At 48.3% G+C, this 15,776-nt stretch carries 12 protein-coding genes and 5 pseudogenes; 11 read left to right on the forward strand and 6 right to left on the reverse strand.

Translation table 11 applies throughout. The features are described from left to right. Positions 1-38: 38 nt before the first annotated feature. Both ACLJZ5_RS02100 and ACLJZ5_RS02105 read right to left on the reverse strand, forming a co-directional pair. Positions 39-464, reverse strand: coding sequence for a subtilase family AB5 toxin binding subunit (locus tag ACLJZ5_RS02100; protein ID WP_024797899.1), 426 nt, complete (start codon positions 462-464; stop codon positions 39-41). A gap of 19 nt (positions 465-483) precedes the next feature. Then, positions 484-987: pseudogene (locus ACLJZ5_RS02105) on the reverse strand (pertussis toxin-like subunit ArtA); the annotation flags it as partial. Between the two features lie 179 nt (positions 988-1,166). Here ACLJZ5_RS02105 and ACLJZ5_RS02110 point away from each other — a divergent pair. Next, positions 1,167-1,307: pseudogene (locus ACLJZ5_RS02110) on the forward strand (IS4 family transposase); the annotation flags it as partial. Here ACLJZ5_RS02110 and ACLJZ5_RS02115 read toward each other — a convergent pair. Then, positions 1,308-1,469 (reverse strand): annotated as a pseudogene (locus ACLJZ5_RS02115) (recombination protein NinG); the annotation flags it as partial. Positions 1,470-1,929: 460 nt separating this feature from the next. On the opposite strand from ACLJZ5_RS02115, the gene ACLJZ5_RS02120 reads away from it, so the two are divergent. Further along, positions 1,930-2,661, forward strand: a complete 732-nt coding sequence (locus ACLJZ5_RS02120; protein ID WP_228373343.1) for a hypothetical protein — start codon at positions 1,930-1,932, stop codon at positions 2,659-2,661. Between the two features lie 333 nt (positions 2,662-2,994). On the opposite strand, the pseudogene ACLJZ5_RS02125 reads toward ACLJZ5_RS02120, so the two are convergent. Further along, positions 2,995-3,350 (reverse strand): annotated as a pseudogene (locus tag ACLJZ5_RS02125) (Arm DNA-binding domain-containing protein); the annotation flags it as partial. A 135-nt stretch (positions 3,351-3,485) separates the two neighbouring features. Between ACLJZ5_RS02125 and sapC the strand changes: the two are divergent. Genes sapC through sapF form a run of 3 tightly spaced genes read left to right on the forward strand, consistent with a single transcriptional unit; the run spans position 3,486 to position 6,176 of the window. Continuing rightward, positions 3,486-4,376, forward strand: a complete 891-nt coding sequence (sapC, locus tag ACLJZ5_RS02130) for a peptide ABC transporter permease SapC (RefSeq protein ID WP_001146150.1) — start codon at positions 3,486-3,488, stop codon at positions 4,374-4,376. Beyond that, entirely contained in the window at positions 4,376-5,368 is a 993-nt protein-coding gene (sapD, locus tag ACLJZ5_RS02135; RefSeq protein WP_001128869.1) for a peptide ABC transporter ATP-binding protein SapD, read from the forward strand. The genes sapC and sapD overlap by 1 nt, the downstream gene beginning before the upstream one ends. Position 5,369: 1 nt before the next feature. Then, positions 5,370-6,176: a peptide ABC transporter ATP-binding protein SapF gene (gene sapF / locus ACLJZ5_RS02140; protein ID WP_000230462.1), complete on the forward strand. Its 807-nt coding sequence runs from the start codon at positions 5,370-5,372 to the stop codon at positions 6,174-6,176. A 15-nt stretch (positions 6,177-6,191) separates the two neighbouring features. Here sapF and ACLJZ5_RS02145 read toward each other — a convergent pair whose 3' ends face one another. Both ACLJZ5_RS02145 and steC read right to left on the reverse strand, forming a co-directional pair. After that, positions 6,192-6,899: an EAL domain-containing protein gene (locus ACLJZ5_RS02145; protein ID WP_001268397.1), complete on the reverse strand. Its 708-nt coding sequence runs from the start codon at positions 6,897-6,899 to the stop codon at positions 6,192-6,194. 464 nt (positions 6,900-7,363) lie between these two features. Beyond that, positions 7,364-8,737: an SPI-2 type III secretion system effector kinase SteC gene (gene steC, locus ACLJZ5_RS02150; RefSeq protein WP_065305081.1), complete on the reverse strand. Its 1,374-nt coding sequence runs from the start codon at positions 8,735-8,737 to the stop codon at positions 7,364-7,366. Positions 8,738-8,771: 34 nt separating this feature from the next. On the opposite strand from steC, the gene ACLJZ5_RS02155 reads away from it, so the two are divergent. The 6 genes and pseudogenes from ACLJZ5_RS02155 (at position 8,772) to pdeR (ending at position 15,731) form a co-directional block, all read left to right on the forward strand. Then, a complete protein-coding gene (locus ACLJZ5_RS02155) occupies positions 8,772-8,951 on the forward strand; it encodes a hypothetical protein (protein ID WP_031617826.1) in 180 nt (59 codons plus the stop codon). Then, positions 8,926-9,225 carry a hypothetical protein gene (locus tag ACLJZ5_RS02160; protein ID WP_031617827.1) on the forward strand — a complete coding sequence of 100 codons (300 nt, stop codon included), beginning with the start codon at positions 8,926-8,928 and terminating at the stop codon, positions 9,223-9,225. The genes ACLJZ5_RS02155 and ACLJZ5_RS02160 overlap by 26 nt, the downstream gene beginning before the upstream one ends. A gap of 117 nt (positions 9,226-9,342) precedes the next feature. Further along, on the forward strand, positions 9,343-10,131 hold the full coding sequence (gene fabI, locus ACLJZ5_RS02165) for an enoyl-ACP reductase FabI (RefSeq protein ID WP_000506501.1): 789 nt from the start codon (positions 9,343-9,345) through the stop codon (positions 10,129-10,131). A 199-nt stretch (positions 10,132-10,330) separates the two neighbouring features. Continuing rightward, positions 10,331-11,308 (forward strand): annotated as a pseudogene (locus ACLJZ5_RS02170) (CMD domain-containing protein); the annotation flags it as partial. A gap of 244 nt (positions 11,309-11,552) precedes the next feature. Next, a complete protein-coding gene (locus ACLJZ5_RS02175) occupies positions 11,553-13,487 on the forward strand; it encodes an exoribonuclease II (protein WP_000485041.1) in 1,935 nt (644 codons plus the stop codon). A 261-nt stretch (positions 13,488-13,748) separates the two neighbouring features. Continuing rightward, positions 13,749-15,731: a cyclic di-GMP phosphodiesterase gene (gene pdeR / locus ACLJZ5_RS02180; RefSeq protein ID WP_024797894.1), complete on the forward strand. Its 1,983-nt coding sequence runs from the start codon at positions 13,749-13,751 to the stop codon at positions 15,729-15,731. Positions 15,732-15,776 lie beyond the last annotated feature (45 nt).

Consider the following 15,776-nt stretch of genomic DNA (forward strand, 5'->3'; position numbering starts at 1 on the left):
TAAGCCTGTTCTTTAGAGCGTTTAATACCCAGTAACATTTAATTTGTCAACGTAGGCCCCATACAATAACTTGATGAGCTACAAGTAGTTATCGCAATTAATTCCCTGGAAGAGAATGCATTTTTGAAATCGAGGTCGCGCCAAACATTCTCTTTATAATATATCCTTACATTCCCCCCTGTTGTATAATAATACTTTGCTATATTTAGCATGTTATCAAACCCCTGTTTATGATTCCCGTACACATCCACTTTACACACGGCATTGACACTAATAGCCTCACTCCCGCGCTTCAGTCCGATACAAAAAAACTGAGTTTCCTTACCCCCTGACGTATACACACCATAAGACAGGTTGTAAATCTGAACATTACTCACATACGTATCATAATCAGCCATAGCTGCATAACAAACACTGGATAATGACGCAAGAGCAAGAGTCAGAACCTTTAATTTCTTTTTCATAATCCACTCCAACAATATTTAGCATACTTGTATTTCTATCGTAAACAAGCTCAACTGCTTCATGGATATTTTCAATTGGGATAGAATTTACAGATACATACTCACTTTGTAACCGCATCATCACTCGCTCAAAATGACCAAACTGGATACCACATAACTCAATATAAGCAACAGACGGCGGAAGGCTGTAGAAACTATTGTCTGCACGGATTCTGTATCTGTACAACCTGCCGCTAAATGTTGCTCTGGAGTAATATAATCGTGCTATATTATAAGACTCATTAATATCTGAGATAGTCGCAATATAGTACTGTCTCGACTACCGGATGCACAGGAGTCATCTCTTATATGTTGCTGAAGATTCCTGTTATTACCGTGAGAAGCAAAACCATCCCGAAAAATCAAATCTGAAGGTCTCGAGTCAACACGATATACAAAACCAACGGTACTTGCATAATCAGAAAAACACTAAAAATAATATTACTTTTTTATCATACCCTCTCCCACAGAAACTATCAGGCAAACCACCTAATGTGTTCAACCGAGTGCTAACCATAGCTCAGCCATACTTTACGTCTCGCTGGATAAAATTAGAAAAACAAACCTCCCCGGTTTACGGGCACGAAAATCCCCGTAATCGCACAATGCCTATCCTTAAACTGCGGCACTATAACGGCTTCCCCTACAGGGAGCCGTTTTGTTATGCCACTTCTCAATGACCTGCTCGATTTCAGCGACCATCCCCTTATGCCACCGCCTTCAGCGCAGATGTTTGCGGAACATCTTCCTGCTGAGTGTATACAACACTGCCTGACGCTCTCTAAGCATGCAACCGTTCGCCAGGCGTTCGGCTTTATCCGCCTGGTGTTTATCCCTGATACGCCTGGCACGCAGTTCCAGCGCGTAGATAGCGCCATGTTCAGGACAGCACCAGACAACGTTGCTGTAAGCAGGAGAAAACCATTCCCGGCAAACTTTGCATTTACGGCGCGGTAATTTAGCCATGCTCACCTCAGACCCGGTTACGGATATAGCATCTAATAACGTTAGATTATGCATGCGTAATAATTCATAGCATATCTATATTAATGTAAATAAAATACAGTCAACAGATTTCTCCAATTTTATTATATATAAACAGAGGCTTACGTTGAGTAATAACAAGATCATACAACCCCGCACCAGTAAATTAATGTAAAAATAGGCGTAATCATGTATTAATATTGACTGGACAGCAGGTAAGTGATAACAAACAAATATTAAAAAGTAAATATCACATAATAACCATTATCACTACATGAGAGGTGAATATGATGAAACCTATTTCTGCCGCGATCCTCAATATTAGAGGGGCAGCCCCGGCACTGCCACTATCGGAAATGGCGCAACTAACCTAGCCAAAGATATTATTAGGGTAGCTAATATTGCTTATAATATTTCACAGGTTGAGCAAAAAAGTGGTTTCTTGTTAGTTACGGGAGAGAAAGGCTTCAACAAATCGGCTTGCCTGCATATGCTGGGACAACAAATATCCAGAGTTTTTTCTGGGAAGCACTTATATCCTGGTGTTTTTATAAGTAAAGACGCAGCGTCCGAATTTGAAAAAACAATCAGCACTCATTATAAAACTCTTTCGGGTCACATTGATCTACAACAATACACTAATGATGTAAATTGCGGAGCAGCTGTAGGTATTGTTGCACGGCAGCAAGAAAACCTCATACTAGATGAGATCACATTAAGTGCGTTTAAAAAGGTCTATATTACCGGTCATGGTGCAGCAGGCACTAATGTTCTAGCCAGTGGCGACTCTGTTTTTTCTGCAAAACAACTGGTTGATATTCTGGTTGCTAATAAAGTTTTAGAGGTTATAAAGGATATAAGGATTAGTAGTTGTTATTCCGCAGATAAAAGAGAGCCTAATAGTTTTAAAAAGGAGGACATAGATAAAGCGAATAGAAATGCTGGTTTCTTCGAACGAATGGTGTTTGGAGAACGTGATACTTTTATAGAGAGGGTTGCTAATGAGATCTGGAGTCGAGGCTACACAGATGTCAAAGTTTCTGGTTATCATGGTGCTGGTGTATTTTATGCTGGTGAAATCCCATTTACACATCTTAGAAGCACGACAATCCCGCCAACTATCACTGTAAAAAGAAAGTCCGTAAGAGTAACCCTGGAAAGTCCTATAGATTAAATCATAAACTCAGCTCTATTACTTTTGGGTAGATAAAGGGGTTATCATCAGAATTATATTTTTGTTAAGTTTTTTACGATATTGTAAACTGACAGTTACTGTATAAATAATCGGTAACTGTCAGCTCACATCTGAGCTAATAAATATAATTCCCCCTGCTGACCCGCTGCAGCGGTTTAAGACGCAACACCTCATGCCGGAGTATTCCGATCTGTCTTATTGTGAACCTCCCAGAGACTAATGCCGCAACATCCTGATCGCGCCATACTCCAAACTGGCGCCAGCCGCCACTGTCGGTCTTAATGACCCTGGCCCAAATTCCGTACAGTGCTAAAACTTCTCCCAGTAGTCGTATGTTCTTTTACGGTTAACGCTTCTATTTTTTTCTTCTTCTCCAGTACCATCTGGCGACGAGGATCGAGTCCCTCAGTTAACCATGATCTAAAGTACTGACGGCGTTCCCTGGCATGAGATAGTGATATGGTTGGATAATCGCCAATCGTCAGTTGAGCAGCGTTCCCGTTCCATCTGTATCGGTAAAAGAATGTTATACTGCCGGATGTAGAGAGCCTGACATTGAGACCATGAGCGTCTGAGATGACCTTGATTTGGTCTCTTTTTTTGCCAGGAGCCTTTCTTAATTTTGTATCGGCAAGCAATGTGTACACTCCATGAGAGGATATACACATCTGTGTACACATTTTGCATAAATTGATAACCTCAAAGTGCACAAAATTAAAACACCAACGCTCGATAACGAATTGATAATGTTTGAAAATTTTAAAAGACATAAAGCATGGTAAACAAAAATAAAACGAGTAAATATGCCTTACGATAGCGTCTACAGCGAAAAGCGCCCGCCAGGCACCCTGCGCACTGCCTGGCGTAAATTTTATAGCGACGCGCCTGCGATGGTGGGCCTGTATGGATGCGCCGGTCTGGCGTTGCTGTGTATTTTTGGCGGCTGGATCGCGCCCTATGGTATCGATCAGCAATTTCTGGGCTATCAGCTACTGCCGCCCTCCTGGTCACGCTATGGCGAAGTCTCCTTTTTTCTGGGGACTGACGATCTGGGGCGCGATGTGCTGAGCCGCCTGTTAAGCGGCGCGGCGCCCACGGTCGGCGGCGCGTTTATCGTAACGCTGGCGGCTACGCTATGTGGATTAGTCCTCGGCGTAGTGGCAGGCGCGACGCACGGTTTACGCTCTGCCGTACTGAACCATATTCTGGACACGCTGCTTTCCATCCCTTCGCTCTTGCTGGCGATTATCGTCGTGGCATTTGCCGGCCCACATCTGTCACACGCGATGTTTGCCGTCTGGCTGGCCCTGTTGCCGCGAATGGTACGTTCCGTCTATAGCATGGTGCATGATGAACTGGAAAAAGAGTACGTCATTGCCGCCCGTCTGGATGGCGCGACAACGCTGAATATTCTGTGGTTCGCCATTTTACCGAATATTACCGCCGGTCTGGTCACCGAAATTACCCGGGCGCTGTCGATGGCGATTCTGGACATCGCCGCGCTGGGATTTTTAGATCTTGGCGCGCAGCTTCCCTCTCCCGAATGGGGGGCCATGTTGGGGGATGCGCTGGAGCTAATCTATGTCGCGCCGTGGACCGTTATGCTACCCGGCGCGGCGATAACGCTCAGTGTTTTACTGGTAAACCTGCTCGGAGATGGGATTCGTCGTGCGATTATTGCGGGGGTGGAATAATGCCGTTACTGGATATCCGCAATCTCACCATTGAATTTAAAACCAGCGAAGGTTGGGTAAAAGCGGTCGATCGCGTCAGTATGACATTAAGCGAAGGCGAAATTCGCGGCCTGGTAGGTGAATCGGGTTCCGGAAAAAGCTTAATTGCTAAAGCTATTTGCGGCGTCGCGAAAGACAACTGGCGAGTCACTGCCGACCGTATGCGTTTTGATGATATCGATCTGCTGCGCCTCTCCTCTCGTGAACGGCGTAAGCTGGTCGGGCATAATGTGTCGATGATCTTCCAGGAGCCGCAGTCGTGCCTTGATCCTTCCGAACGCGTCGGCCGCCAGTTAATGCAAAATATTCCCGCCTGGACCTATAAAGGTCGCTGGTGGCAGCGTTTAGGCTGGCGTAAACGACGTGCTATTGAATTACTGCACCGGGTGGGAATTAAAGATCATAAAGACGCGATGCGCAGTTTTCCCTATGAACTGACCGATGGCGAGTGTCAGAAAGTCATGATCGCTATCGCGCTGGCGAATCAACCGCGACTCCTGATCGCTGATGAACCCACCAACTCAATGGAACCGACGACGCAGGCGCAAATTTTTCGCCTGTTGACCCGACTGAATCAAAACAGTAATACCACCATTCTGTTGATTAGCCACGACCTGCAAATGCTGAGTCAGTGGGCTGACAAAATCAACGTCTTATACTGCGGCCAGACGGTAGAAACCGCGCCAAGTAAAGATCTGGTGACGACGCCACATCATCCTTATACGCAGGCGCTTATCCGCGCGATTCCGGATTTTGGCAGCGCGATGCCGCATAAAAGCCGTCTCAATACGCTGCCGGGCGCGATCCCGCTACTGGAGCAGTTACCGATAGGTTGTCGTCTGGGGCCGCGCTGCCCTTACGCGCAACGAGAATGCATTATCACGCCACGCTTAACCGGCGCGAAAAATCATCTCTATGCCTGTCATTTTCCGCTGAATATGGAGAGAGAGTGATATGGTGGAAACTCTGCTTGAAGTGCGCAACCTGAGTAAAACCTTTCGCTACCGGACAGGATGGTTTCGCCGCCAGACCGTCGACGCCGTGAAACCATTAAGCTTTACGCTTCGTGAGCGTCAGACTCTGGCCATTATCGGCGAAAACGGTTCCGGCAAATCCACGCTGGCAAAGATGCTGGCCGGCATGATTGAACCCACCAGCGGCGAGCTTCTTATTGACGATCATCCCCTGCATTACGGCGACTATTCGTTTCGAAGCCAACGTATTCGAATGATTTTTCAGGACCCCTCAACGTCACTGAATCCACGTCAACGTATTTCACAGATTCTTGACTTCCCCCTGCGCCTTAATACCGATCTGGAGCCGGAACAGCGGCGCAAACAGATTGTCGAGACGATGCGTATGGTGGGGCTATTGCCCGATCACGTGAGCTACTACCCGCATATGCTGGCGCCGGGGCAGAAACAGCGTCTGGGCCTGGCCCGCGCGCTGATTTTACGCCCTAAAGTCATTATCGCGGACGAAGCTCTGGCTTCGCTTGATATGTCCATGCGCTCGCAGCTCATCAATCTGATGCTTGAATTGCAGGAAAAACAAGGCATCTCCTATATCTATGTCACGCAGCATATCGGCATGATGAAACATATTAGCGATCAGGTATTAGTGATGCATCAGGGGGAAGTGGTTGAACGCGGCAGCACCGCCGATGTGCTCGCCTCTCCGCTACATGAGCTTACCCGCCGTTTAATCGCAGGCCATTTTGGCGAGGCGCTGACCGCTGACGCATGGCGAAAGGATCGCTAAGCGAAACAAATACCCTCAGTTCGATTCTCTGAGGGTGTTCATGCGACTGCCCAACAGCAATGTTTCAACCTCTTCTAACGCAACGGAAGGAAATAACGTGCCCTGGGTTGCCCAAATGCCTGCCGTTTTTAACGCCGACAAATGGCGTGCGTTTTCCTGGCCACCCACCACAATCTTGTCACAATAATGCCGGATATGTTTGACGAGCAGCGGAAACGTCATTTTTTCAATTTGTGAGACAAAAAAGCTGCGGTCAAGTTTTACGCCGCTAAAACACCCGCAAACTAATGGCGCAGCGGTTGCGTTCCCTACGCCCAGGTCGCCCAGCCATAATGGATTAGGTTGCTTATGAAGCGCGTGTATTAAAGGATCGATTAAGGCGTTATCTTGACATGAAAAATGTTCAGCGACCTGCAGCTCCACAAATAGCATGGCGTGTAGTAATGCGCGAATATCTTTGTCCTGAAGGACAAACTGCGCCATACCCCGATCGATATTTATGATACAGAACAGGCCGTGGCGTAGAAACCAGCCATGTTTGGCCGCGATTGTCCGCAACAGATCAAGCAGAAAACGGCGCTTCTGCGAATTGTCCCATGACGAGATAACAAACTCAGGGTGTAGCGGACGAGCGGGCGACGATGCAAAATGGGTAGTGATTTCGACACCCAGTAAATCCCCCTCCATTGCCCTTATCGGCTCTGCCATAAAAAAATAGCGCATGTGACCACTCCACTTGATCTTAACTCCCTGATAATGCGCTTTTAACGCAAATCAATCAATAAAAACGATCAATATATAAAAAATGATCGAAAAAAACAATATATGTTAACTTCATGATAACTTGCTAATTTTATGTTTTGAGAATGTTCTTCTATTGCTATAAGGAAATTTACATACTACGCCGAACAACGCTAATACGACGGCATGAGACCATCCGTAAAGCCAGGTTTTTCTTGTCAGGCAGAGGGGAAAAATCAAGGCGAGTTAATGGTGTTGCACCATTGCGAGGCATTTCACCCACTATGGCAGCGCGGCATCGCCAACCCTAATGGCGAGTTGCATCTCCGTTGCAGGCTGTCCAGATCCCCCGAACGACCTTTAAACGAATAGCAACTCTCAATAATTGATCGGTAAATCTGTAGCGAATGAGCCCCGGCGATTCGCAGAAAAGAACGAACTAAATGCTATTTTTTTAATTCATTCTTTAATACCTTAGCCACAAGAGTCCCTTCCTCAGGCGCGGCTAGTTTAAAACGTCTTCCTGGCGCAGGTGTCTGTTCTTCCTCTCCGATTAACGCATCAAGATCCGCAATAAGTGACTTATAATATTCAATATCTTCAGTATTTTCTTCGGTCTCGGCCCGCTTTAATTTTATCAGGTGATGGGCCTTAATTTGCTCTTCCAGTTGCCTTGTTGCAAGAGAAACGCTTCGCTGTTGCCGGGATTCTTGTGACAGTACCATTTGATCGCCATCCACAAAGAAAAGAACCCCTTCTTTAATCAGAATATTACCTAAGATATTTATATCATGCATATAAACCCCCCGGGATTTAAGAAGCGCCTCCGCCATTCGATAGTTATCTTCATCGTCAACATCTAACTCCTGACCTTGAATATATTTTGAAACTAAAACCGTAACGTCTTTACCATTAATATTCATGGAGGCCGAACGAGAAAAATTCTTGTCGTCATTGGCCATATTCAAATACTTACTGACACGATCAGGATGACAATTACGATGCTCCGGAGAGTTAACATCCACTTTTATTCCCCGCTCATTAATTGGAATCTTAACAACAAACTCATCATTTAACAGATAGACTGTCCCATAACTTCCGCTACCTATTTTATTTTTTTCAATATCACGCATGCGAATATTTTTCTGAAACTCCGGCGAGTTAATAAACGCCTCTATTGCCGCTGGTTGTGATGCATCCGTCTGATCAATAGCGCCATTCTCATCACCAGACGCCGTGGCGGGCGTGGTCAGGAAGTCTATCAAACGTTGCTCAAAAGCCTCATAGATTCCATTACTACCTGCTTCGCTCGGCGTCAGGTGATCATTGTCCAAAGCGGCAAGCGTAATTTCCCCGGAATTATAATTAAACATCGTTTCTTTTAAAAAATCGACGCAATGTTCAGAACACTCCGTCTCGGTCACTAATACTCCATCGTAAAACATCTGTAGTAGTAACATATTTTCTTGATGTGCTAATACCTCTACAGTGTATTTATCCATTGTTTCAGGTCTGGAGGCATCAATAAGTTTAATATATCCAAGAAGGGGGCGCCATCGTGTACAGTCTTCATCTCGCCTCGAAAATGGTCGTAGCGAGAAAGGCTTCGTAATATCGGGACGCTCGTTTTTTTGGCACAGTAGATTATATATCTCTTTATAATCAGAAATTAAACTTCGCCTGGTAAATATATTCCTGAAAAAATCTATGAATTTCTCATACGTTGAAAAAACATGCTCTCTTTTATTATCGATGATATCTCTTAAATGCTTTTCTGATATCTGACAACTATGATTTCCGATATGAAATGTAAACGGCATATGTCTCATCCTCTGAAAATTTATTATAATACACATGCAAACATATAAAAACCTGATTTGTAACTACTGTAATCACCTGATTTCCAAAATTTTTCATATTCAGTATTACTCTGCATCAATAAATAGAGAAAACCTTCAGCACCTAAAAAAGAAATTATTTTTGTTAAGCATTTGCTGGTTAAAATTACATATCCATAACATCGCTAATAGGTGAGGTAAACCATTCGGATGAATATTCTGGCTTCCTACAGAACCTTTATTTGTCTGGTGGATGGCGCATCGCTATCGTACTTGCTATCCGTCCCGGTGTCTCTGGTTGGATGAGGCGAACCTTACACCAGCTGGTATACTGCACCGTAGGGCCTGTCCCATTAGACTCTTTGATTTGCCAGTTTGGCCCTGGGGAGTGCTCAAAATCCTCAGGGACTTCGTTACCGTGTGGTTTTAGAACGTCACCTGCCGGAGATAGCGGCGGAAAAATAGCGTGACACACGGGGCCAGGAGTGGGATATAATTTCAGACTAATTTCGAATAATGTTGAAAAGTTGCTGTTAACCATTGTTCGTAAAAGCAAAAAATAAGCAATGACTATAAGGATTAAAGCTATGGGTTTTCTTTCCGGTAAGCGCATTCTGGTCACTGGCGTGGCCAGTAAACTGTCCATCGCCTACGGTATCGCACAGGCGATGCACCGCGAAGGAGCTGAACTGGCGTTCACCTACCAGAACGACAAACTGAAAGGCCGCGTAGAAGAATTTGCTGCCCAGCTGGGTTCCAGCATCGTTTTACCGTGTGATGTCGCTGAAGATGCCAGCATTGACGCTATGTTTGCAGAGCTGGGTAACGTTTGGCCGAAATTTGACGGTTTCGTACACTCGATCGGTTTCGCGCCTGGCGATCAGCTGGACGGCGATTATGTTAATGCGGTTACCCGCGAAGGCTTTAAAATCGCTCACGATATTAGCTCTTACAGCTTTGTTGCCATGGCGAAAGCCTGCCGCACCATGCTGAATCCGGGTTCTGCGCTGTTGACCTTGTCTTATCTGGGAGCGGAGCGCGCCATCCCGAACTACAATGTCATGGGTCTGGCGAAAGCCTCTCTGGAAGCCAACGTGCGTTATATGGCAAACGCTATGGGACCGGAAGGGGTTCGCGTCAACGCCATCTCTGCGGGTCCAATCCGCACGCTGGCGGCGTCCGGTATTAAAGACTTCCGTAAAATGCTGGCGCATTGTGAAGCCGTTACGCCAATTCGTCGCACCGTGACCATTGAAGATGTGGGTAACTCGGCGGCGTTTCTGTGTTCCGATCTCTCGGCAGGCATTTCTGGCGAAGTCGTCCATGTTGACGGCGGGTTCAGCATTGCGGCAATGAATGAACTGGAACTGAAGTAAGCGCATTAAGTTTATTAGCGGGCGGCACGGCTGTGCTGCCCCATTCCCCTCACTCACCACTCATCTCATTATATAGCGTTCTGATATTTGTTATCACCTAACAATCTTTCATCCCTTTCCCGCATACGCCAGGATAATCCAGCATAAACGATCCGACGCCGAATCATTATCGATCGCCATTTCATCCTCGGGAAACCCTATGGAACAATGCCGAAAAGCGGGTAAAAGCCACTGGTATCATGAAACACAATCCACTATGTCGTCACAAACCCCGCTTTCGCTGATGCCGGAAGCCGCGTATGTTAACGATCGTTTTTTACTGGATTTAACGGTAGCAGAAACCGCGTTGACGCCTTTTGAGTCATGGTTAAAGCCCGCTCGCCAGTTGGCGGATGTCTTATTTCCCCGCACGGTTCTCAACGACCGGCTTCATACGTTTAGCGCCTATGAACGTATGAGCACCGCGCTGACCGCCGCTCAGGTATTTGGGGTTCAGCGTTTGTGCCGCCATTATGCCGCGCGTCTGGCGCCGCTACCTGGCCCTGACGCCTCAAGAGAGAGCAATCAACGGCTGGCGCAAATTACGCAATACGCTCGTCAGCTTGCCGGCTCCCCCTCCGTTATCAATACGCGGGCCCGCGAACAGCTTGCAGAGGTGGGATTAACCGCCCGGGATACCGTACTCATCAATCAGATCATTGGGTTTATCGGTTTTCAGGCGCGGGTAGCGGCGATATTTCAGGCGTTTTGCCGTCTGCCCGTGCGTGAGCTGCCCGGCCAGGAGATGCAGCGCTTTGCCAGGGCCGCGCGGTTTCAAAACCCCCAGACGACATGGCGGCCCGCCGCCAGTCTGGTAGAATATCCTCCAGCCCATACCAAAGTTCGGCGGCAATATTCGTCTTCACAATGCCAAATGATGGCGCCGGTACTCATGCGCGATCCGTCTTCATTCGCGTTACTCGAACGCATACTGACCAGCACATTACACACTGCATCGCCCCCTTCTTTACTTCCACTTATCACGCTCCTCACATCACGTATCAACGGCAGCGCCGCCTGCTTTAACGAACAGGCAACCCAACCTGGCGCGTGGCGCCGCGCTGTCATCACGTTACGCCAGGAAGACGACGACATCGCTCGTTGGGAACTTGAGCCTGCGCTGACACAGGCGATACAATGGCTCACCAGAGCGCCCGATCGCTTTAGCGCCGCGCATTTTTTCCCGCTACTCACCAGGGGAGTTTCATCGGAGCAGGCTATTAATATGTTAGGCTGGTGCGGCGTGTGCGGATGGTTAAATCGTTTAAAAATCGCGTTGGGCGAAACCTATTAACTCATCCATTACTGAAAGAGCGCTTGCTGCGCCAGGCAGAATCGCGTAAAACTGTCAGCCGCTCTTTTGGCTACGAAAATAGACGAATATGTTTCAGGACAACCCGCTGCTAGCGCAGCTTAAACAGCAACTGCATTCCCAGACGCCGCGCGCTGAAGGGGTCGTAAAAGCCACGGAAAAAGGCTTTGGCTTCCTTGAGGTTGACGCGCAAAAAAGCTATTTCATTCCTCCGCCGCAGATGAAAAAAGTGATGCATGGCGATCGTATCGTCGCGGTCATCCACACGGAAAAAGAACGGGAGTCTGCCGAGCCGGAAGAACTGATCGAACCGTTCCTGACGCGCTTTGTGGGAAAAGTTCAGGGTAAAAATGACCGCCTGTCCATCGTGCCGGATCATCCGTTGCTGAAAGACGCGATTCCCTGCCGCGCCGCGCGCGGCGTTCAGCATGAGTTCAAAGAAGGTGACTGGGCGGTTGCCGAAATGCGCCGCCATCCGCTTAAAGGCGACCGTTCGTTTTACGCCGATTTAACACAGTACATCACCTTTGCCGACGATCACTTTGTTCCCTGGTGGGTTACGCTTGCCCGCCACAACCTAGAAAAAGAAGCGCCGAACGGCGTAGCGACGGAGATGCTTGACGAAGGGCTGGAGCGCCAGGATCTTACCGCGCTGAATTTCGTCACTATCGATAGCGCCAGCACTGAAGATATGGATGACGCGCTATATGCTGAGGAATTAGCGGACGGCAGACTCCAGCTTACGGTGGCTATCGCCGATCCTACCGCCTGGATTGCCGAAGGCAGTAAGCTGGATAACGCCGCGAAAATTCGCGCCTTCACCAACTACCTGCCGGGCTTCAATATTCCTATGCTGCCACGTGAGCTGTCTGACGATCTGTGCTCACTGCGCGCCAACGAAGTGCGTCCGGCGCTCGCCTGTCGCATGATAATCGCCGCGGACGGCACCATTGACGATGATATCGCCTTTTTTGCGGCCACGATCGAATCGAAGGCCAAGCTGGCGTACGACAATGTCTCCGACTGGCTGGAAAATAACGGCACCTGGCAGCCGGATAACGAAGGCATTGCCCAGCAGATTCGTCTGTTGCACCGTATTTGTCTAAGCCGCAGTGAGTGGCGTCATCATCATGCGTTAGTCTTTAAAGACCGCCCGGATTACCGCTTTGTGCTTGGCGAAAAAGGTGAAGTACTGGATATTGTGGCGGAACCGCGCCGTATCGCTAACCGTATCGTAGAAGAGTCGATGATCGCCGCTAACCTTTGCGCCGCGCGCGTACTGCGCGATAAGCTCGGTTTCGGTATTTACAACGTACATACGGGCTTCGATCCCGCGAATGCCGACGCGCTTGCCGCGCTGCTGAAAACGCATGGTCTGCATGTCGATGCCGAAGAGGTGCTGACGCTGGAAGGCTTCTGTAAACTGCGTCGCGAACTGGATGCGCAGCCCTCCGGTTTCCTTGACAGCCGCATTCGTCGCTTCCAGTCTTTTGCGGAAATCAGCACCGAGCCGGGGCCGCATTTCGGTCTTGGTCTTGAGGCTTATGCCACCTGGACCTCTCCCATCCGTAAGTATGGCGATATGATTAACCATCGCCTGCTGAAAGCGGTCATCAAGGGGGAAGCTATTGCGCGTCCGCAGGAAGATATCACCCAGCAAATGGCGGAACGCCGTCGCCTGAACCGCATGGCGGAGCGCGATGTCGGCGACTGGTTATATGCACGCTTCCTTAACGATAAGGCGGGGACAAATACCCGTTTCGCGGCAGAAATTATTGACGTCAGCCGTGGTGGTATGCGTGTGCGACTGGTCGATAACGGCGCTATCGCCTTTATCCCTGCCCCGTTCCTGCACGCCGTTCGCGATGAACTGGTATGCAGCCAGGAAAACGGTACGGTACAGATTAAAGGTGAGACGGTTTATAAAGTGACGGATGTCATTGATGTCACTATTGCGGAAGTTCGCATGGAAACCCGCAGCATTATTGCCCGACCGGCAGCGTAACCACGCTTAGCTCGCTCAACGGCCTTTGCTGAGAAGGCAAAGGCCGTTTCTTTTCTTCTTCTCCCTTCCGTCATGCTCTAAGTTTAATCTTATTCAAGCGCCCCATTTCTTGTTATTTTTAGCTGGCGACTATGCTTTTTCCAGAATCTGGATTACATATGAATACATAGATAAAACAATACGTTCAGCCATAATTACCCTTATTTATAACATGGCTAACCTTTCTTTTCGGGCACCTGGCGCTTAAATGGGATGGTACGCATGATGAAACAGATTCAGGAACAAACGGCGCTAAATCCCCTTCACTCTCACTGGCGTCTGGCTGATGACCGCAACGTGCTGTATCTCTCCCCGACAGGTGAAACGGATGCAGAAAAAACGGTTGAGCTATCGCCGGAACAAGCCGGGCGTATCCGGGAAATAACGGCGATTACGTCCAGTCTGCTGATAACGTTGTTGATAGAAAAACAGGTTACCGCTGTGCACCTGGTAGGCCGTAAGATTAATAACCGTGAATGGGCTGGCAGCCTGGCAACCTGGCCTGATACGCCTGCCGTCGCGCCAACGCAGGCGCAGGAGCTCTCTTTTGCCGAGCAAATCGTATCAGAAGCCAACTCAGTCATTGCGATACTGGATAGTCGGGGAAAAATCTGTCGATTTAATCGGTTATGCGAAGAGTACACAGGCTTAAAAGAGCGAGATGTAATTGGTCAAAGCGTCTTTAAATTATTTATGAGCCGCCGGGAGGCGGTTGCCTCCCGGCACTACATTGAGAATTTTTTTCGCAATGGCAATGCCTATGAAATCGAACGCTGGATAAAGACCCGTAAAGGCCAACGCCTGTTCTTATTTCGTAATAAATTCGTCCATAACGGTAGCGGAAAAAACGAAATTTTCCTGATCTGCGCAGGCACGGATATCACCGAAGAAAGGCAGGCTCAGGAGCGTTTACGCATACTGGCGAATACAGACACCGTCACCGGCCTGCCCAATCGCAATGCTATTCATGAATTTATTAATCATGCTATTGCCTCGGCTGGCGAGTCGCAGGTGGGTATCGTTTATCTCGATCTGGATAACTTCAAGAAAATTAATGACGCCTATGGGCATATGTTTGGCGATCAGCTCTTACAGGCCGTTTCGCTGGCGCTGTTGAGTTGTCTGGAGGAAGATCAATTGCTGGCCAGACTGGGGGGAGATGAATTCATTGTCCTCGCTGCCCATACGTCTCAGGCCGCGCTGGAAGCAGTAGCCTCACGAATCCTTACCCGTCTGCGGCAACCGTTTCGTATTGGACTTATTGAAGTTTACACGAGATGCGCCATTGGCATTTCGTTGGCCCCCCGGCACGGACAGGACAGCGAAAGTCTCATTCGCACTGCCGACACCGCAATGTACAACGCCAAAGAAGGCGGCCGCGGTCAGTTCTGCGTTTTTTCGCCGGAAATGAATCAGCGCGTATTTGACTATCACTGGCTGGATACAAACCTGCGAAAAGCGCTGGAAAACGACCAGTTACTTATTCACTATCAGCCTAAAATTACCTGGCGCGGCGAAGTACGTAGCCTGGAAGCGCTGGTACGCTGGCAATCGCCGGAACGCGGATTAATTCCGCCGCTGGAGTTCATCTCATACGCCGAAGAGTCAGGACTCATCGTCCCGCTGGGCCGCTGGGTGATTCTGGATGTGGTTCGCCAGATTGCGAAATGGCGCGATAAGGGGATTAACTTGCGCGTAGCCGTTAACTTTTCGGCGCGACAACTGGCCGACCAGACGCTTTTTACTGCGCTTAAACAGGCTTTGTACGATCTGAATTTTGAGTATTGCCCGATCGATGTCGAGCTAACGGAAAGTTGCCTGATCGAAAACGACACGCTGGCGCTATCGGTTATCCAGCAATTTAGTCAGCTCGGCGCCCAGATTCATCTGGATGATTTTGGCACCGGGTATTCTTCGCTTTCTCAACTCGCCCGGTTCCCTATTGATGCCGTTAAACTGGATCAGGCTTTCGTCAGAGATATCCATAAGCAACCGCTGTCGCAATCTCTGGTTCGGGCGATTGTCGCGGTGGCTCAGGCGCTAAATTTACAAGTGATTGCCGAAGGCGTAGAAAATGCTAAAGAAGATGCCTTCCTGACAAAAAACGGTGTCAATGAACGACAGGGCTTTTTATTCGCTAAACCTATGCCCGCCGTTTCTTTTGAACGCTGGTACAAACGTTATCAGACGAAAAAAATGCGTTAATGGCGGCGATAATAGGGAGAACAGCCTGTGCAGACAGGCATAGCC

It is taken from the genome of Salmonella sp. 5800, from assembly GCF_046558195.1.
In the GTDB taxonomy this organism is placed as follows: Bacteria; Pseudomonadota; Gammaproteobacteria; order Enterobacterales; family Enterobacteriaceae; genus Salmonella; species Salmonella enterica.